Origin of the sequence: Methylobacterium sp. WL6 (genome assembly GCF_008040095.1) — a bacterium.
Taxonomy (GTDB): domain Bacteria; phylum Pseudomonadota; class Alphaproteobacteria; order Rhizobiales; family Beijerinckiaceae; genus Methylobacterium.
In genome coordinates this window covers 1-16,763 of the sequence record NZ_VRVH01000083.1, presented here as the reverse complement: position 1 = coordinate 16,763, position 16,763 = coordinate 1, and the positions used below count along the sequence as shown (strand labels likewise).

Below are 16,763 nucleotides of genomic sequence, written 5' to 3'. Positions count from 1 at the left end.
GGACGGTGGCGTGGCCGGCCTCCGGGGCGAGGGCGGCGAGCGCATCGATCAGGGCGGGCAGCGTCGCTGCGGGCACGCAGGCGTCGGCGAACCCCGCGAAGATCGCGTCGGCCGCGCCCATGGGCTCGCCGGTCAGCCCGAGATAGGTCCCGGTCTCGCCGGGCGCGCGCGGCAGCAGCCAGGTGCCGCCGACGTCGGGCAGGTAGCCGATGCCGGTCTCCGGCATGGCGATGCGGGAGCGCCCGGTGACGACGCGGTGGCCGGCATGGCCCGACAGCCCGACGCCGCCGCCCATGGTGATCCCGTCCAGGATCGCCACGAACGGTTTTTCGTAATGCGCGATCCGAGCATCGAGGCGATACTCGTCGCGCCAGAAGTTCTCGGCGGAGCTTGAACCCGCGCTCTCGTAGAGCGAGCGCAGGTCGCCGCCGGCGCACAGGCCGCGCTCGCCCTCGCCGGTGAGCAGGATCGCGGCGACGCCTTCGTCGGCGGCGAAAAGATCGAGGGCGGCATCGATCGCGCCGACCATGCCGTGGGTCAGCGCGTTCAAGGCCTTCGGCCGGTTCAGGCGGATGCGCCCGAGCGTGCCGACGCGCTCGACGAGGATGTCGGGCATCAGCGCCCCCCGAGCAGCGCGCGGGCGATGATCACCCGCATGATCTCGTTGGTGCCCTCCAGGATCTGGTGGACGCGCAGATCCCGGACGATCTTCTCGATGCCGTACTCGGCGAGATACCCGTAGCCGCCGTGGAGCTGCAGCGCCTCGTTGGCGACGTGGAACGCGGCGTCCGTCACGTGGCGCTTGACCATGGCGCAGAGCTTGGTCGCCTCCGGCGCCCTGGCGTCGAGGGCGGCGGCCGCGTGGCGCAGGAACGCGCGGGCGACCTCGAGCTCGGTCGCCATGTCGGCCAGCCGGAACTGCAGCGCCTGGAAGTCCGAGAGCTTCTGGCCGAAGGCGCGGCGGTCGCCCATGTACGCGAGCGTCCGGTCGAGGGCCGATTGCGCGCCGCCCAGCGCGCAGGCGGCGATGTTGAGGCGGCCGCCGTCGAGCCCGGCCATGGCGTAGCGGAAGCCGTCGCCCTCGTCGCCCAGCCGGTTCTCGACGGGCACCCGGCACTGGTCGAAGCGCACCGCGCGGGTCGGCTGGGCGTTCCAGCCCATCTTGCGCTCGTCGGCGCCGAAGGAGAGGCCGGGCGTGCCCTTCTCGACGACGATCGCCGAGACGCCCTTCGCGCCCTCGCCTCCGGTCCGGGCCATGACGAGGTAGAGGTCGCTGGCGCCGGCGCCCGAGATGAACTGCTTCTCACCGGTCAGCACGTAGGCGTCGCCGTCGCGGACCGCGCGGGTTCGGAGCGCCGCGGCATCCGAGCCCGAGCCGGCCTCGGTCAGGCAATAGCTGGCGATCCTGTCCATCCGCGTCAGCGACGGAAGCCAGCGCCGGCGCTGCGCCTCGCTGCCGAAGGCGTCGATGATCCAGGAGGACAGGTTGTGGATCGAGAGGAAGGCCGCCACCGTCGGGCAGCCTTCGCCCAGAGCCTCGAAGATCAGGCTGGCGTCGACGCGGCTCAGGGCCGATCCGCCGACATCCTCGCGGATGGTGATCGCGGCCATGCCGAGAGCTGCCGCCGCGCGAAGGGTCTCGACGGGGAAGTGCTTGCGCGCGTCCCAGTCGAGGGCGTGCGGCGCAATGTGCTCGCGCGCGAAGTTCTGGGCCATCTCCCGGATGGCGACCTGATCCTCGTCGAGCCCGAAGCGCATGGCATCAAGTCCTTGGCTGGACGGTTCTCCCTCCCCCGCAGAGGGGGGAGGGTCGGTTCACCGCATCGTCGGGATCGAGAACTCCGCGCCGCTCTTGATGCCCGAGGGCCAGCGCTGCGTCACGGTCTTGGTCTTGGTGTAGAAGCGAATCGCGTCGGGCCCGTGCTGGTTCAGGTCGCCGAAGCCCGAGCGCTTCCAGCCGCCGAAGGTGTGGTAGGCGATCGGCACCGGGATCGGCACGTTGACGCCGACCATGCCGACGTTGACCCGGGCGGTGAAGTCGCGCGCCGCGTCGCCGTCCTGGGTGAAGATCGCGACGCCGTTGCCGTATTGGTGGGTGGAGGGCAGCGCCAGCGCCTCCTCGTAGTCCTTGGCCCTCACGACCGAGAGGACCGGGCCGAAGATCTCCTCCTTGTAGATCGTCATGTCGGCGGTGACGCGGTCGAACAGGCAGCCGCCCATGTAGAAGCCGTTCTCGTAGCCCTGCAGGGTGAAGCCGCGGCCGTCGACGGCGAGCTCGGCGCCCTCCTGGAGGCCGGTCTCGATGTAGCCCTTCACCCGCGCCACCGCCTCGGCGGTGACCATCGGGCCGTAATCGGCCGAGCCGTCGTGCGAGGGGCCGATCTTGAGGCTCTCCACCCGCGGCACCAGGCGCTCCATCAGCCGGTCGGCGGTGCCCTCGCCGACGGGGACGGCGACCGAGATCGCCATGCAGCGCTCGCCGGCCGAGCCGTAGCCGGCGCCGATCAGCGCGTCGACGGCCTGGCCCATGTCGGCGTCGGGCATGATGATCATGTGGTTCTTGGCGCCGCCGAAGCACTGGGCGCGCTTCCCCGTCTGCGCGGAGCGGACGTAGATGTACTCGGCGATCTGCGAGGAGCCGACGAAGCCCACCGCCTTGATGTCCGCGTCGTCGAGGATCGCGTCGACCGCCTCCTTGTCGCCGTTGACGACGTTGAGGATGCCCGGCGGCAGGCCGGCCTCCAGGAAGATCTCGGCGATGCGCATCGGCACGCCGGGGTCGCGCTCGGACGGCTTGAGGATGAAGGCGTTGCCGCAGGCGATGGCCGGGGCGCATTTCCAGAGCGGGATCATCGCGGGGAAGTTGAACGGCGTTATGCCGGCGACCACGCCCAGCGGCTGGCGCAGGGAGTAGACGTCGATGCCGGGGCCGGCGCCTTCCGTGAACTCGCCCTTCAGCAGGTGCGGGATGCCGCAGGCGAACTCCACCACCTCGACGCCGCGCTGGATGTCGCCCTTGGCGTCGGGCACGGTCTTGCCGTGCTCGGAGGCCAGCAGCTCGGCGAGCGAATCCGTCTCGCCGCGGATCAGCTCGAGGAAGCGCATCATCACGCGGGCGCGCTTCTGCGGGTTGGTCGCGGCCCAGGCGGCTTGCGCGTCGCGGGCGTTCTCGACCGCCGCGCGAAGCTCGGCGCGGCTCGCCAGGGCGACGCGGGCCTGGACCTCGCCGGTCGAGGGAAGGAACACGTCGGCGAAGCGGCCGCTGGTGCCCGCGACGGTCTTGCCGCCGATGAAATGCCCGATCGTGCGCATGTGCGCCTCTCCTGTGCTCGTTTCCTCAGGTCCGGCCAGCGCGACGGCAGGCCGATTTTGAGCGGACCATAACAGCGCCGATCGGGCGATAAAGCTGGACCTGCTCGCAGCCGGTGTGCATCGATGCACAGCGCCATCCCCGTCGGACCCAGCCCGTGAGCCTCAAGAAGACCCGCAACTGGGACGACCTGCGCTTCTTCCTCGCCGTCGCCCGCACCGGCACGCTGACGGCCGCGGCGGCGCAGACCGGCACCGAGCACACCACCGTGGCCCGGCGCATCCTGGCCCTGGAGGAGGGGCTCGACCGCCGGCTCTTCCACAAGAGCAACCTCGGCTACGCGCTGACCGAGTCCGGCGAGTCGCTGCTCGGGACGGCGGAGGCGATGGAGAGCGCCTTCGTCTCGGGCTCGGCGGCCGGCGGCACCGGGCGGAGCGTCGCGGGCACGGTGCGGATCGGCGCGCCGGACGGGTTCGGCAGCGTGTTCCTCGCGCCGCGGATGCACCGCCTGACCGAGGCCCATCCCGGGCTCGAGATCGAGATCATGGCGACCGCGCGGATCTTCAGCCTGTCGAAGCGCGAGGCGGACATCGTCGTCAGCCTGTCGGCGCCGCAGCAGGCGCGGGTGGTGACGCGGCGGCTCACCGACTACCGGCTCTTCGTCTACGGGTCGAAGGCCTACCTCGACGCGGCCGAGCCGATCCGGACGGCGGCCGACCTCGGGCGGCACCCGTTCGTCAGCTACATCGAGGACATGCTGTTTGCGCGGGAGCTCAACTACCTCAACGTGATCGGGCCGGGCGCCAGCGCGCGGCTGCGCTCGACGAACCTGCTCGCCCAGGTGCACGCCACGCTCGCCGGTGCCGGCCTGTGCATCGTGCCGGCCTTCATCGCGGCCGCCCATCCCGGCCTCGTGCCGGTGCTGCCGGACGCGCTGTCGCTGACGCGGGCCTTCCACATGCACATCCACGAGGACCACCGGAAGGCCGCCCACATCCGCGAGGTGGCGGCCTTCATCGTCGGCGCGGTCGAGGCGGCGCAGGCGCTGTTTTCGCGGGCGGGATAGTGCGTCGCACCGGCAAGCTCAGGCAGGATACTGCGCGCCGGATGTCGCGCGACGGGCGCCGACCGGGCTTGTCCTCGCGCCCGCGCAGCCGCTAGCCTGCCTTTCGTATTCTGCGTTCATTCGCGCGCGTCCCCTCGGCGCGTCCCTTTGGAAAGACGGATCCAACGCCATGATCAGCGCCATCGCCCTGCCGCGGCTGATGCGGATCGGAGCCGGTGCGTGCGGGCTGTTGCCGGAGGTGCTGGGGCAGCTCGGGCTGTCCCGGCCGTTCGTCGTCACCGATCCCTACCTCGCCGACAGCGGCCGGGCGGGGCGGCTCGTCGAGCGCCTGGCGGCGGCCGGCGTCCGGGCCGGGCTGTTCTCGCAGACCGTGCCGGACCCGACCGTGGCCTCGGTGGAGGCGGCTTTGGCCGCGCTCAAGGCCGGCGACTACGATTGCGTCGTCGGCTTCGGCGGCGGCAGCCCGATGGACACGGCCAAGGCCGTCGCGGTGCTGGCCCGCCACGGCGGCCACATGCGCGACTACAAGGCGCCTCACAGCCAGGACGCGCCCGGCCTGCCGATTCTGGCGATCCCCACCACCGCCGGCACCGGCTCGGAGGCGACGCGCTTCACCATCGTCACCGACGGGGCCACCGACGAGAAGATGCTGTGCGCCGGCCTCGCCTACCTGCCGGTGGCGGCGCTGGTCGATTACGAGCTGACCCTGAGCAAGCCCGCGCGGCTCACCGCCGATACCGGGATCGACGCGCTGACCCACGCGATCGAGGCCTACGTCTCGCGGAAATCCAACCCGTTCTCGGACGGGTTCGCGCTCGCCGCGATGCGGGCGATCGCGCCGAACCTGCGCCGGGTCTGGACCGATCCGGGCGACCGGGCTGCGCGGGAGGCGATGATGTTCGGCGCGACGCAAGCAGGCATCGCCTTCTCGAACAGCTCGGTGGCCCTCGTCCACGGGATGAGCCGGCCGATCGGCGCGCATTTCCACGTGCCGCACGGGCTTTCGAACGCGATGCTGCTGCCGGCCGTCACCGCCTTCTCGGCGCCCGGCGCGCCCGGGCGCTACGCCGCCTGCGCCCGGGCGATGGGCGTGGCGCGGGAGGGCGACGACGAGCGCAACGCGGTCTCCCGCCTGATCGCCGAGCTGCAGAACCTCAACGACGACCTGCAGGTGCCGACGCCGGGCGACTACGGCATCGACGAGGCCCGGTGGAACGGCCTGATCCCGACCATGGCGGCGCAGGCCCTGGCCTCGGGCTCGCCCGGCAACAACCCGGTGGTGCCGGACGCGGAGGCGATCGCGACGCTGTACCGCCAGGTCTGGGCCGCCTGAGCGGGACGGAACGCGCGGGCAGGCGCCTTTCCCGAACGGGCTGCCGGCTTCACGAATCTCACAATCCCGGTTTTCGCACCCGTCCCGTCATCCCGGGGCACCGCAGGCGAGCCCGGCGATCCAGAGCCGCAGGTTGTGCTCTAGCTTGCACTGTCGGCGGCACTGGATCCCCACATCACCCTTGACCCTGAAGACAGTCGCCGGGCTCGCCTCCGGCGCTGCGGGATGACGGTGGGGGTTTTCGAACCGAAACGCGCGAGCCGGGCGGACGTGATAGCCCCCGCAGAGGGGAAAGAGGATCCGCCGAAGCTTCAGTTCAGCAAAAGACTGATCGAACACAAGACAACGGAAAAGCCACCGAAAACCAGGGAAGACGCCGATGCCGAGCTTTCGCGAGTCCCGCGACTTTCTTCTGGCCCGCCGCACCGACTACGCGGCGGCCTATGCGGGCTTCCGATGGCCGGACGCGGCGGCGTTCAACTGGGCGCTCGACTGGTTCGACGCGGATCTCGCGACCCGCCCGGAGACCCGCGACCGCCCTGCCCTGTGGATCGTCGACGCGGCCTCGGGGGCGGAGACGAAGGTTTCGTTCTCGCAGATGAGCCGGCGCTCGAACCAGGTCGCCAACCACCTGCGGTCGCTGGGCCTGCGACGCGGCGACACCCTGCTGCTGCTGCTCGGCAACGTGCCGGCCCTGTGGGAGACGATGCTGGCGGCGATGAAGCTCGGGGCGATCGTGATCCCGGCGACCACGCTGCTGACCGACGGCGAGCTGGCCGACCGGCTGGAGCGCGGGCGGCCGCGGCTGATCGTGGCCGGGGCCGATCAGGTGCCGAAGTTCGAGGGCCTCGACCTGGGGCCGGTGGTGCGCCTGACGACCGGGCCGGCCGAGCCCGGCTGGCAGCCCTACGCGGCCGCATTCTCGGCCTCCGACGCGTTCGCGCCCGACGCGGCGACCGGCGCCGACGACCCGTTCCTGCTGTACTTCACCTCCGGCACCACGGCGAAGCCCAAGCTCGTGCGGCACAGCCACCGCTCGTATCCGGTCGGCAGCCTGTCGACGATGTACTGGCTCGGGCTGCAGCCCGGCGACGTCCATTGCAACGTCTCCTCTCCCGGCTGGGCCAAGCACGCCTGGTCCTCGGTCTTCGCCCCCTGGAACGCCGGCGCCACGGTGTTCGTGGTCAACCAGGCGCCGTTCTCGGCCCCTGCCCTGCTCGCGGTGCTCGCCCGCTGCCGCGTCACCACCCTGTGCGCGCCGCCGACGGTGTGGCGGCTGATGATCCAGGAGGACCTGACCGGGCACGACCTGGCGCTGCGCGAGGTCTGCGCCGCCGGCGAGCCGCTGAACCCGGAGGTGATCGAGCGGGTGCGCGACGCCTGGAACCTGACCATCCGCGACGGCTACGGCCAGACCGAGACCACGGCCCAGGTCGCCAACACCCCGGGCCAGACGGTGAAGCCCGGCGCCATGGGGCGGCCGCTGCCGGGCTACACGGTCCGCATCCTCGACATCGACGATCAGCCGGCGAGCGAGGGCGAGGTCTGCCTCGCCCTCGGCGAGCACCGCCCGGCCGCCCTGATGCAGGGCTACGACGACGGCGCCGGCCACCTTTCCGGCGCGGACGGGCCGCTCTACCGCACCGGCGACGTCGCCTTCGTCGAGCCGGACGGAACCCTGACCTTCGTCGGGCGCGCCGACGACGTGTTCAAGTCCTCCGGCTACCGCATCAGCCCGTTCGAGCTGGAGAGCGTGCTGATCGCGCATGCGGCGGTGGCCGAGGCGGCGGTGGTGCCGGCGCCCGACGCGATCCGCTACACGATCCCGAAGGCCTTCGTGTCGCTCGTCGGCGGCGCGGAGGCGACGCGGGAGACCGCCCTCGACATCTTCCGCTTCACCAACGCGCGGCTCGCGACGTTCAAGCGGCTGCGGGCGATCGAGTTCGTCGCGGAGCTGCCCAAGACCATCTCCGGCAAGATCCGCCGGGTCCAGCTCCGGCGCCTGGAGCACGACGGCACCACCGACGACCCGTTCCGGGGCTTGGCCTTCGCCCAGTCGGACTTCCCGGAGCTGAAGGCCGACGAGCGGAAACCGGGCTGAGCGGGCCGGCTCAGCCGGCCGCCCGGGGAAGCCGTCCGCCGCGGGTCGTGCGCGGCGGATCGTCGGCGAGCGCCGCGTGCGCGGGCGACGGATGGCGGACCTTGGAGGGCCGGCCGGTCTCTCGCATCCGCCGGTCGGCCTCGGGCCAGTCCGGCAGGCCCGGCGCGATCCAGTGGGCGACTGAGGCCTCGTCGCACCAGCGGCTGAGCTTTCCCATCGCCGCGCGGTGGTCGCCGGCCGGCACGTAGGCGCGCATCGCCGCCTCGTCGGTCCAGGCGGTGACGGTCTAGAAGGTCAGCTTGGCGTCGTTGAGCAGCGCGCCGTCGCGGTAGCCGGCGGCCCTGGAGGCCTGCCGGCTCGACCGGATCGCGTACCACGCGAATCCGGGCACGAACCGCCAGCCGCGAAGCCGCAACCGGGTGAGGCTGATCCACGACATGGCGGCATCCCTCGCAGAGGGGCCGGCCGTACCACGTCCTGTGCCGTCCGTACCGCCGCGGAGCATTCTCAAGGGCGGCGGATGCCGGCCTGCGTGACGAACATGCGGCCCCTCAGCAGGTCAGACTCGTTTCCGCGATCGATCGATGAGGGCAACCGCTCTAGCCGCGGCGGCTGTCGAGGCGCGGACCGCCGAGGCTGATCCGGCTGCCCTGCGAACGGTGGTTGCCGTAGCTCGGGGCGGCGTAGGGGCGGCGCGACAGGTCGTAGAGGGTGTTGCCGACGAGGCCGGCGGCGCGGCGCAGCACCGCGCCGTCGCAGGTGGCCGCGATCCGGATGCCGAGTTCGTGGGTGTGGCTGCGGCCGTAGAGGTAGACCGCCAGCCGCGCGCGTGTCGCTTCGGGGATCTCGCAGACCATCGCCGACACGGTCTCCGGGTCGGCGCGGGAGATCCGGCCGAGCGCGTCGGGCGGCAGCGGGCACTCGGCGGTGGGGTCGTCGAAGCTGAGGGTCAGGGTCTGGGTCACCACGGTCGCTCCCGGCTTGAAGGCCACAGGATGGCGAGCGGATGGTTAACGAAGCGTAACGGTGCGTATCCGATCGTGTCCGGAGCGACGCCTTGCCGGGGCGCGCGCGTCTACGGCGCGCGGGCCTGCTCGCGCAGCACGGACTTCTGGATCTTGCCCGTGGCGGTCTTCGGCAGGGGGCCGAACACGATCCGCTTCGGCACCTTGAAGCGGGCGAGGCCGGCCCGGCAGAAGGCGACGATCTCGGCCTCGCTCGGCGCGGTCGCGCCGGCCTTGAGCTCCAGGAAGGCGCAGGGGCTCTCGCCCCATTTGGCGTCGGGCTGCGCGACCACGGCGGCGAGCATCACCGCGGGGTGGCGGGTCAGGACCTCCTCGATCTCCAGGCTGGAGATGTTCTCGCCGCCGGAGATGATGATGTCCTTGGCGCGGTCCTTGATCTCGATCTGCCCGTCGGGGTGCTGCACCGCGAGGTCGCCCGAGAGGTACCAGCCGTCGCGAAGCGTCGCGGCCGTCGCCTCGGGGTTCTTGAGGTAGCCCTTCATCACGGTGTTGCCGCGCAGGGCGATCTCGCCGACCGTTGCGCCGTCCCGCGGCACCGCCGCCAGCGTTCCGGGATCGACGACGCGCACGGCCTCGACCGTCGGCAGCGCCACGCCCTGGCGGGCCATGCGGCGGTGGCGCTCGCCGGGCTCCAACCGGTCCCAGTCGGGGCCGGGCACGCAGATCGTCGCCGGGCCGTAGCTTTCGGTGGCGCCGTAGAGGTGGGTCACCGCGAAGCCGGCCGCCTCCATCGCGGCGATCACGGTCGAGGGCGGCGCGGCGCCGCCCGTCGCGCAGCGCACCCGCTGCGGGAACGGCCTGCGCACGTCCGCGGGGGCGTTGACGATCATCGACAGCACGATCGGCGCGCCGCACAGATGCGTGACGCCGTGCTCGGCGATCGCCCGATAGATCGCAGCCGGCTCGACCCGGCGCAGGCAGACCTGGGTGCCGCCGGCCGCCACCACCGCCCAGGGGTAGGACCAGCCGCTGCAATGGAACATCGGCAGCGTCCAGAGATAGACGCTGCCCGGCGAGAGCCCGAAGGTGAGCGCGTTGCCGAGCGCCTGGAGGTAGGCGCCGCGGTGGCTGTAGACCGCGCCCTTCGGGTCGCCGGTGGTGCCCGAGGTGTAGAGCAGGCAGAGCGACTGCCACTCGTCGTCCGGCCCCGGCCCGACGAAGTCCGGGTCGCCCTCCGCGACGAGGTCCTCGTAGGCGAGGCCGCCGCCCCCGGGGTCGTCCACGGCGATCACCAGGATCGGGTTCGCGACGGCCTCCAGCGCCTCGGCGGCGAGCGCCCGGAACGGCGCGTCGACGATCAGCGCCCGGGCCCCGCCATGGGTCAGCGAGGCGGCGAGCGTGGCGGCGTCGAGGCGGGTGTTGAGCGGGTTCAGCACCGCGCCGAGCATCGGCACGGCAAAGTGCGCCTCGATCATCGCGGGCACGTTGCCGGCCAGGATCGCCACCGTGTCGAGCCGGCCGATCCCGCGCCCCCCCAGCGCCGCGGCGAGGCGGCGGCAGCGGGCGTCGAGCGCGCGATAGGTCAGGCGCCGGTCGCCGTCGATCACCGCCAAGCGGTCGGCGAAGGCGTCGGCGGCGCGCGCCAGGAAGCTCACGGGCGTCAGCGCCGCGCAGTTCGCGGCCGAGCGGTCGAGCCCGGTTTCGAACGGACTCATGCGCCCACCCTCCCCGCGCCACCGCCGGCCCGGGTCACAGCGGACGCCGGGTGATCCGCGCGATCAGGCCGACGATGCCCTCGCGGAACAGCAGCACGCAGAGCACGAAGACCACGCCCTGGATGATCGTCACCCAGGCGCCGAACTGCGCGAGGTAGGTCTCCATCGTGACGATCACCAGCGCGCCGATGATCGGCCCGAACACCGTGCCCATGCCGCCGACCAGCGTCATCAGCACCACCTCGCCCGACATCGCCCAGTGCACGTCGGTGAGGGAGGCGAGCTGGAACACGATCGCCTTGGTGGAGCCGGCGAGCCCCGCGAGCGTCGCCGAGAGCACGAATACCGCGAGCTTGTACTGGTTCACCCGGTAGCCGAGCGAGATCGCGCGGGGCTCGTTGTCGCGGATCGCCTTCAGCACCTGCCCGAACGGCGAGTGGATGATGCGGTAGATCAGCAGCAGGCCGCCCATGAACACCAGAGCCACGAGGACGTAGAGCGCGCGGTCGTCGGCGAGGCTGATCGTGCCGAACAGGGCGCCGCGCGGCACCGCCTGGATCCCGTCCTCGCCGCCGGTGAACTTGGCCTGAAGCGAGAAGAAGAACGCCATCTGCGCGAGCGCCAGCGTGATCATCGAGAAGTAGATGCCCTGGCGCCGGATCGCGAGCGCCCCGAAGACCAGCCCGAGCAGCGCCGCCGTCAGCGTGCCGCAGAGGATCGCGAGTTCCGGGCTCAGGCCCCAGACCTTGGCCGCGTAGGCACAGAGATAGCTCGCCATCCCGAAATACGCGGCGTGCCCGAAGGAGAGCAGGCCGCCGTAGCCGAGCAGCAGGTTGAACGCGAGCGCGAACAGCCCGAAGCACAGCACCTTCATCAGGAACACGGGGTAGAGCACGAACGGCGCCACCGCGAGGAACACGGCGATGCCGAGCATGATCCTGCGATGCAGGGCGCGGTCGTCCCTGCCTTCGGAAATGACCGGGGCGATGGCGGCGTCCGCGGGAGCGAGGGCGGCGGTGTCGGCCATGTCAGAATCCGTCTGTCTGGATGGCCATCGACCGTGAACGGCCGATGGCGTCCGCCGCACCTGCGGCGACGCGCGGTCGCGCTTGCCGCCGACCGCGCGTGGGCGGGCCGGCCTCGGCGCTCGTCGGCGTGGGCTGGCGCATCAGGCCGTCCGCCCGAACAGGCCGGCGGGCTTCACCAGCAGCACCAGCACCATGATCACGAAGATCACGGTGGCCGAGGCCTCGGGATAGAACACCTTGGTCAGCCCCTCGATCAGCCCGAGGCCGAACCCGGTGATGACCGAGCCGAGGATCGAGCCCATGCCGCCGATCACCACCACGGCGAAGACCACGATGATGATGTCGGCGCCCATGTTGGGGTTGACCGAGTAGATCGGCGCGGCGAGCACCCCGGCGAAGCCCGCGAGCGCGACGCCGAAGCCGTAGGTCAGGGTCAGGAACAGGGGCACGTTGACGCCGAAGGCCTGGACCAGGGTCGGGTTCTCGGTCGCCGCGCGCAGGTACGAGCCGAGCTTGGTCTTCTCGATGACGAGCCAGGTGGCCAGGCACACGGCCAGCGACGCGACCACGACCCAGGCGCGGTAGTTCGGCAGGAACATGAACGGCAGGCGCTGCCCGCCGGAGAGTTCCGGCGGGATCGCGTAGGGCAGGCCCGAGACGCCGTAGTAGTTGCGGAACAGCCCCTGGATGATCAGCGCCATGCCGAAGGTCAGCAGCAGGCCGTAGAGGTGGTCGAGCTTGTACAGGCGCGCGATCAGCACCCGCTCGAGCACGATGCCGAAGGCGCCGACGAGGAGCGGTGCCAGGGCCAGCGCCCACCAGTAGTTGACCCCGAGGTAGTTGAGCAGCATCCAGGCGACGAAGGCGCCCATCATGTACAGCGCCCCGTGGGCGAAGTTGATGATGTTCAGAAGCCCGAAGATGATTGCCAGCCCCAGGCTGAGGATCGCGTAGAACGAGCCGTTGATCAGCCCGAGCAGGAGCTGGCCGAACAGCGCCTGCATCGGCACGCCGAAGATCGTGGTCATCGCAACCCAGCCATCGTCTGCCCCGACGCCGCGGCGCGCCGTGCGCCGCGGGAGAACGCCAACCGCTCAGCCCTTCACGAGGGGGCAGCCGCCCTCGTTCAGCGGGCGGAACACCTCGTTGCCGGGGATGGTGGCCAGCAGCTTGTAGAGGTCCCACTCGCCCTTGGATTCGGCGGGCTTCTTGACCTCGAACAGGTACATGTCGTGGATCTTGCGCCCGTCGACGCGGATCGTGCCCTTGCCGAAGAGCGGGTCGTCGGTCGGCATGTCCTTCATCCTGGCGACGACCTTGGCGCCGTCGGAGGCCGCCTTCAGCGCCTCGACCGCCTTGAGGTAGTGGAGCGTGCCCGCGTAGACGCCGGCATGGTTGGCGGTGGGCTTCTTGCCGCCCATCTGCTTGGCGAAGCGGTCCGAGAAGGCGCGGGTGGCGTCGGTGAGGTCCCAGTAGAACGGCTCGGTCAGGACGAGCCCCTGGGCCACCTTGGTGCCGAGCGAATGCACGTCGGAGGAGAAGACGAGGAGGCCGGCCAGCGCCTGCCCGCCCTCGGTGATGCCGAACTCGCCGGCCTGCTTGATCGCGTTGATGGTGTCGCCGCCGGCGTTGGCGAGCCCGATCACCTTGGCGCCCGACCCCTGCGCCTGCAGCAGGAACGAGGAGAAGTCGGCGGTCGGGAACGGGGTCTTGACCGAGCCGACGACCTTGCCGCCGTTCTTGGTGACGACCGCTGTGGTGTCGCGCTGGAGCGTCTGGCCGAAGACGTAGTCGGCGGTGAGGAAGAACCAGGTGTCGCCGCCGCGCTTGACCATGGCGCCGCCGGTGCCGTTGGCGAGCGCCACCGTGTCGTAGACCCAGTGCACGGTGTTGGGGGTGCATTGCACGCCGGTGAGGTCGGCGGTGCCGGCGCCGGTGTCGATGAAGGTCCTGTTCTTCTCCTTGGTGACCTGATTGATCGCCAGGGCCACGGAGGAGGTCACGCCGTCGATGATCATGTCGACGCCGTCGCGGTCGTACCATTGCCGCGCGATCGCCGAGCCGACGTCGGGCTTGTTCTGGTGGTCGGCCGAGATGACCTCGACCTTGAGGCCCTTGTCGGCGGCCTTGAAGTCCTCGACCGCCATCCGGGCGGCCACGAGCGAGCCCTCGCCCGCGATGTCGGCGTAGACGCCGGAGCGGTCGGTGAGCACGCCGATCTTGACCGGCGTCTGACCCTGCGCGGCCGCCGCCGTCAGGGTCCCCAGCGCGGCGGCAAGCAGCATTCGTCTCAGCATCCGGTCCGTCCTCCTCGGTGCGCCGGCCGTTTTACGCGTCGGGGCCAAGTGCCCGTCCGTCGTCGGCCTCGTGCGTCGCGTTTCTCTTCGTATGAGGACTCTAGAAGTCCGTCGATGCCCGAGGTCTTCAGACCCCGAGATAGGCGTGGAGCTTGTCGATATTGGCGTCAAGCGCGTCGTTGGCGATCTCGTCGACCACCCGCCCCTGCTCGATCACCACGTGGCGGTCGGCGAGCGTCTGGGCGAAGCGGAAGTTCTGCTCGACGAGAACGATGGTGTAGCCGCGGCCCTTCAGCTCCCGGATCGTCCGGCCGATCTGCTGGACGATGACGGGGGCGAGCCCCTCGGTCGGCTCGTCCAGCAGGATCAGCTTGGCGCCGGTGCGCAGGATGCGGCCGATGGCCAGCATCTGCTGCTCGCCGCCCGAGAGCTTGGTGCCCTGGCTGCCGGCCCGCTCCTTGAGGTTCGGGAACAGGGTGTGGATCTCGGCCACCGACATGCCGCCCGGCTTCACGATCGGCGGCAGCATCAGGTTCTCGGCCACCGTGAGGCTCGCGAAGATTCCGCGCTCCTCCGGCACGTAGCCGAGGCCGAGCCGCGCGATGTTGCGCGAGGCCATCCCGATCGTCTCGACGCCCTCGTAGGTGATCGAGCCGGCGCGGCGCGCCAGGATGCCGATGATGGCGCGCAGCGTCGTGGTCTTGCCCGCGCCGTTGCGGCCCAGCAGCGTCACCACCTCGCCGGCCCGCACGTCGAGGTCGATCCCGTGCAGGACGTGGCTCTCGCCGTACCAGCCCTCCAGGCCGCGCACCGCCAGCAGGGCGTCCGAGCCCGCGCGCGGAACGGTCTTCAGCGCCGCCTCAGCCATGCCCGGCCCCGATATACGCCTCGATCACGCGCGGATCCTTCGACACGGTGGCGTAGTCGCCCTCCGCCAGCACTTGGCCGCGGGCCAGCACGGTGATCCGGTCGGAGAGCGAGGCGACCACCGACAGGTTGTGCTCGACCATCAGGATGGTGCGGTCCTTGCCGACCCGGCGGATCAGGGCCGCGGTGCGCTCGACGTCCTCGTGGCCCATCCCGGCCATCGGCTCGTCGAGCAGCAGCATCTCGGGATCGAGCGCCAGGGTGGTGGCGATCTCGAGCGCGCGCTTGCGGCCGTAGGACAGCTCCACCGCCTGGTGGCCGGCGAATTCCGACAGGCCGACCTGGTCGACGAGGTCCAGGGCCTCGGCATCGAGGCGGCGCAGCACCGTCTCGGCGCGCCAGAACTCGAAGGAGTCGCCGTGCTTGCGCCGCTGCAGCGCGATGCGGACGTTCTCCATCACCGTGAGGTGGGGGAACACCGCCGAGATCTGGAACGAGCGCACCAGCCCGAGCCGGGCGACGTCGGCCGGCTGCAGGCGGCTGATGTCGCGGCCCTTGTAATGGATCGCGCCGGCCGTGGGGCTGAGGAACTTGGTGAGAAGGTTGAAGCAGGTGGTCTTGCCGGCGCCGTTCGGGCCGATCAGCGCGTGGATGGTGCCGCGCACAACCTCGAGCGTCACGCCGTTCACGGCGCGGAACCCCTTGAACTCCTTGGTCAACCCGGTCGTGGACAGGATGATGTCCTGTGCCAAACGCAACCCTCCCCTGCATCTTTAGCAGGATGTATCGCCGGAAGCGCCGGCGGCGTCCATCGCGTTTTCGAAGGCGGCGCGAACATTCCCCGGCCGATGACACCCCTTCCGGCAGCGGAAAGCGTGACAGTCAGGGGCAGGTTGTCCGGCCGGCGCTTGCCGGCCGCATCGCAGCATGCCAGTCTGGCCGCGTCCGCATAAAGCGATACGGGAGAGCCCAGATCGGTCCGACGACCGATCATGGCGCCGACGGAGCAACCACCCCCGGAAACTCTCAGGCACAATCACCGTATCGTTGGACGATCTGGAGAGAGGCGCCACCTGGCGCCCACCGAAGGAGAAACCTCGGAGACCGCCGACGCGGCGTCCGGGGGAAGCTCTCAGGTAACCGCGACAGATGGGGGCATCCGAGGAACGCATCCGCGTTCTTCGGCGGCTCGTCGTCGTGGAAACACCAGATGCATGCGGATCCCCTCGCGACCGTCGACACCCCCCGCGCTTCCGGCCTGCTGCGCACCCCGCTGCACGCCCTGCATCTGCGCCGCGGCGCGCGGATGGTGCCGTTCTCCGGCTACGACATGCCGTTGCACTATCCCGCCGGGCTGCTGAAGGAGCACCTTCACACCCGCGCGAACGCCGGCCTGTTCGACGTGTCCCATATGGGCCAGATCGCGCTCGCGGCGGACGACCCGGCCGAGGCCGCCCGCGCCCTCGAGGCCCTGATCCCGGCCGACATCGTCGGGCTGAAGCCCGGCCGGCAGCGCTACGGCCTGCTGACCGACGCCGCCGGCGGCATCCGCGACGACCTGATGGTGGGCAATCTCGGCGACCGGCTGGTGCTGGTGGTCAACGCCGCCAACAAGGCGGCCGACCTCGCCCATCTCCGGGCCTACCTTCCCGCCGCGGTGACGGCGACGGCGCTCGACCGCGCGCTGATCGCGCTCCAGGGCCCGAAGGCGGAAGCCGCCCTGGCGCGCATCGCCCCACAGGTCGCGGCGATGCGCTTCATGGATGCGGCGGAGGTTCCGATCCTCGGGCATGCCTGCCTCGTGACCCGCTCCGGCTACACCGGCGAGGACGGCTTCGAGATCTCGCTGCCGGACGTCGCCGCCGAGGCCGTCGCCGAGGCCCTGCTCGCGGACGCGGCGGTGATGCCGATCGGGCTCGGCGCCCGCGATTCGCTTCGGCTCGAAGCCGGCCTGTGCCTGCACGGCGCCGATATCGGCCCCGACACCTCGCCGGTCGAAGCCGGCCTGGCCTGGGCGATCCCGTCCGTGCGCCGCATCGGCGGCGCGCGCGCCGGCGGCTTCCCGGGCGACGCCCGGATCC

16 protein-coding genes and 1 riboswitch are annotated in these 16,763 nt (G+C 71.1%); of the genes, 4 read left to right on the top strand and 12 right to left on the bottom strand.

Annotated features, from left to right (window positions below; all coding sequences use genetic code 11):
* The 3 genes from FV230_RS13380 to FV230_RS13370 all read right to left on the bottom strand — a co-directional run.
* Window positions 1-616, bottom strand: a 616-nt coding sequence (locus FV230_RS13380) for a 3-hydroxyisobutyryl-CoA hydrolase (RefSeq protein ID WP_187275485.1), incomplete at its 3' end; no start/stop codon positions are given.
* The gene (locus FV230_RS13375; protein WP_147842731.1) at window positions 616-1,758 is read right to left on the bottom strand and encodes an acyl-CoA dehydrogenase family protein; all 1,143 of its coding nucleotides are present in this window, start codon (window positions 1,756-1,758) and stop codon (window positions 616-618) included. The genes FV230_RS13380 and FV230_RS13375, both read right to left, overlap by 1 nt.
* Window positions 1,759-1,815: 57 nt before the next feature.
* Window positions 1,816-3,312 carry a CoA-acylating methylmalonate-semialdehyde dehydrogenase gene (locus FV230_RS13370; RefSeq protein ID WP_147842730.1) on the bottom strand — a complete coding sequence of 499 codons (1,497 nt, stop codon included), beginning with the start codon at window positions 3,310-3,312 and terminating at the stop codon, window positions 1,816-1,818.
* A gap of 155 nt (window positions 3,313-3,467) precedes the next feature.
* Here FV230_RS13370 and FV230_RS13365 point away from each other — a divergent pair, with 155 nt between their 5' ends.
* The 3 genes from FV230_RS13365 to FV230_RS13355 all read left to right on the top strand — a co-directional run bounded on the left by FV230_RS13365 (window position 3,468) and on the right by FV230_RS13355 (window position 7,810).
* A complete protein-coding gene (locus FV230_RS13365) occupies window positions 3,468-4,376 on the top strand; it encodes a LysR family transcriptional regulator (protein WP_147842729.1) in 909 nt (302 codons plus the stop codon).
* A 169-nt stretch (window positions 4,377-4,545) separates the two neighbouring features.
* Window positions 4,546-5,709, top strand: a complete 1,164-nt coding sequence (locus tag FV230_RS13360) for an iron-containing alcohol dehydrogenase (protein WP_147842728.1) — start codon at window positions 4,546-4,548, stop codon at window positions 5,707-5,709.
* 379 nt (window positions 5,710-6,088) lie between these two features.
* Window positions 6,089-7,810 (top strand): AMP-binding protein, encoded by a 1,722-nt coding sequence (locus FV230_RS13355; protein WP_147842727.1) that lies wholly within the window; start codon window positions 6,089-6,091, stop codon window positions 7,808-7,810.
* Window positions 7,811-7,820: 10 nt separating this feature from the next.
* Here the strand turns inward: FV230_RS13355 and FV230_RS30330 are convergent, their stop codons facing one another.
* The 9 genes from FV230_RS30330 to FV230_RS13315 all read right to left on the bottom strand — a co-directional run bounded on the left by FV230_RS30330 (window position 7,821) and on the right by FV230_RS13315 (window position 15,434).
* Window positions 7,821-8,066: a hypothetical protein gene (locus FV230_RS30330; protein ID WP_210248627.1), complete on the bottom strand. Its 246-nt coding sequence runs from the start codon at window positions 8,064-8,066 to the stop codon at window positions 7,821-7,823.
* Window positions 8,067-8,096: 30 nt separating this feature from the next.
* Window positions 8,097-8,249: a hypothetical protein gene (locus tag FV230_RS30325; protein ID WP_210248626.1), complete on the bottom strand. Its 153-nt coding sequence runs from the start codon at window positions 8,247-8,249 to the stop codon at window positions 8,097-8,099.
* A gap of 160 nt (window positions 8,250-8,409) precedes the next feature.
* Window positions 8,410-8,775, bottom strand: a complete 366-nt coding sequence (locus FV230_RS13345; protein ID WP_147728084.1) for a hypothetical protein — start codon at window positions 8,773-8,775, stop codon at window positions 8,410-8,412.
* Window positions 8,776-8,885: 110 nt separating this feature from the next.
* On the bottom strand, window positions 8,886-10,490 hold the full coding sequence (locus FV230_RS13340; RefSeq protein ID WP_147842726.1) for an AMP-binding protein: 1,605 nt from the start codon (window positions 10,488-10,490) through the stop codon (window positions 8,886-8,888).
* Window positions 10,491-10,524: 34 nt separating this feature from the next.
* Window positions 10,525-11,517 carry a branched-chain amino acid ABC transporter permease gene (locus FV230_RS13335; protein WP_147842725.1) on the bottom strand — a complete coding sequence of 331 codons (993 nt, stop codon included), beginning with the start codon at window positions 11,515-11,517 and terminating at the stop codon, window positions 10,525-10,527.
* Between the two features lie 141 nt (window positions 11,518-11,658).
* Complete coding sequence (locus FV230_RS13330; protein WP_147842724.1) at window positions 11,659-12,546, bottom strand: branched-chain amino acid ABC transporter permease; 888 nt, start codon at window positions 12,544-12,546, stop codon at window positions 11,659-11,661.
* Between the two features lie 66 nt (window positions 12,547-12,612).
* Window positions 12,613-13,803: an ABC transporter substrate-binding protein gene (locus FV230_RS13325; protein WP_243933214.1), complete on the bottom strand. Its 1,191-nt coding sequence runs from the start codon at window positions 13,801-13,803 to the stop codon at window positions 12,613-12,615.
* Window positions 13,804-13,942: 139 nt separating this feature from the next.
* Window positions 13,943-14,683: an ABC transporter ATP-binding protein gene (locus tag FV230_RS13320; protein ID WP_147842722.1), complete on the bottom strand. Its 741-nt coding sequence runs from the start codon at window positions 14,681-14,683 to the stop codon at window positions 13,943-13,945.
* A complete protein-coding gene (locus FV230_RS13315; RefSeq protein WP_147842721.1) occupies window positions 14,676-15,434 on the bottom strand; it encodes an ABC transporter ATP-binding protein in 759 nt (252 codons plus the stop codon). The genes FV230_RS13320 and FV230_RS13315 overlap by 8 nt, the downstream gene beginning before the upstream one ends.
* Before the next feature lie 198 nt (window positions 15,435-15,632).
* Window positions 15,633-15,734, top strand: a riboswitch (glycine riboswitch).
* A 158-nt stretch (window positions 15,735-15,892) separates the two neighbouring features.
* Here FV230_RS13315 and gcvT point away from each other — a divergent pair.
* Window positions 15,893-16,763: glycine cleavage system aminomethyltransferase GcvT (gene gcvT / locus FV230_RS13310; RefSeq protein ID WP_147842720.1), on the top strand; the 871-nt coding region annotated here is incomplete at its 3' end.

What these genes read in the sequence shown, in the direction of transcription:
- FV230_RS13375 (WP_147842731.1), bottom strand. Translation starts at nt 1,758, where the DNA reads ATGCGCTTCGGGCTCGACGAGGATCAGGTCGCCATCCGGGAGATGGCC.
- FV230_RS13370 (WP_147842730.1), bottom strand. Translation starts at nt 3,312, where the DNA reads ATGCGCACGATCGGGCATTTCATCGGCGGCAAGACCGTCGCGGGCACC.
- FV230_RS13360 (WP_147842728.1), top strand. Translation starts at nt 4,546, where the DNA reads ATGATCAGCGCCATCGCCCTGCCGCGGCTGATGCGGATCGGAGCCGGT.
- FV230_RS13355 (WP_147842727.1), top strand. Translation starts at nt 6,089, where the DNA reads ATGCCGAGCTTTCGCGAGTCCCGCGACTTTCTTCTGGCCCGCCGCACC.
- FV230_RS30330 (WP_210248627.1), bottom strand. Translation starts at nt 8,066, where the DNA reads ATGCGCGCCTACGTGCCGGCCGGCGACCACCGCGCGGCGATGGGAAAG.
- FV230_RS30325 (WP_210248626.1), bottom strand. Translation starts at nt 8,249, where the DNA reads ATGTCGTGGATCAGCCTCACCCGGTTGCGGCTTCGCGGCTGGCGGTTC.
- FV230_RS13340 (WP_147842726.1), bottom strand. Translation starts at nt 10,490, where the DNA reads ATGAGTCCGTTCGAAACCGGGCTCGACCGCTCGGCCGCGAACTGCGCG.
- FV230_RS13335 (WP_147842725.1), bottom strand. Translation starts at nt 11,517, where the DNA reads ATGGCCGACACCGCCGCCCTCGCTCCCGCGGACGCCGCCATCGCCCCG.
- FV230_RS13330 (WP_147842724.1), bottom strand. Translation starts at nt 12,546, where the DNA reads ATGACCACGATCTTCGGCGTGCCGATGCAGGCGCTGTTCGGCCAGCTC.
- FV230_RS13325 (WP_243933214.1), bottom strand. Translation starts at nt 13,803, where the DNA reads ATGCTGCTTGCCGCCGCGCTGGGGACCCTGACGGCGGCGGCCGCGCAG.
- FV230_RS13320 (WP_147842722.1), bottom strand. Translation starts at nt 14,683, where the DNA reads ATGGCTGAGGCGGCGCTGAAGACCGTTCCGCGCGCGGGCTCGGACGCC.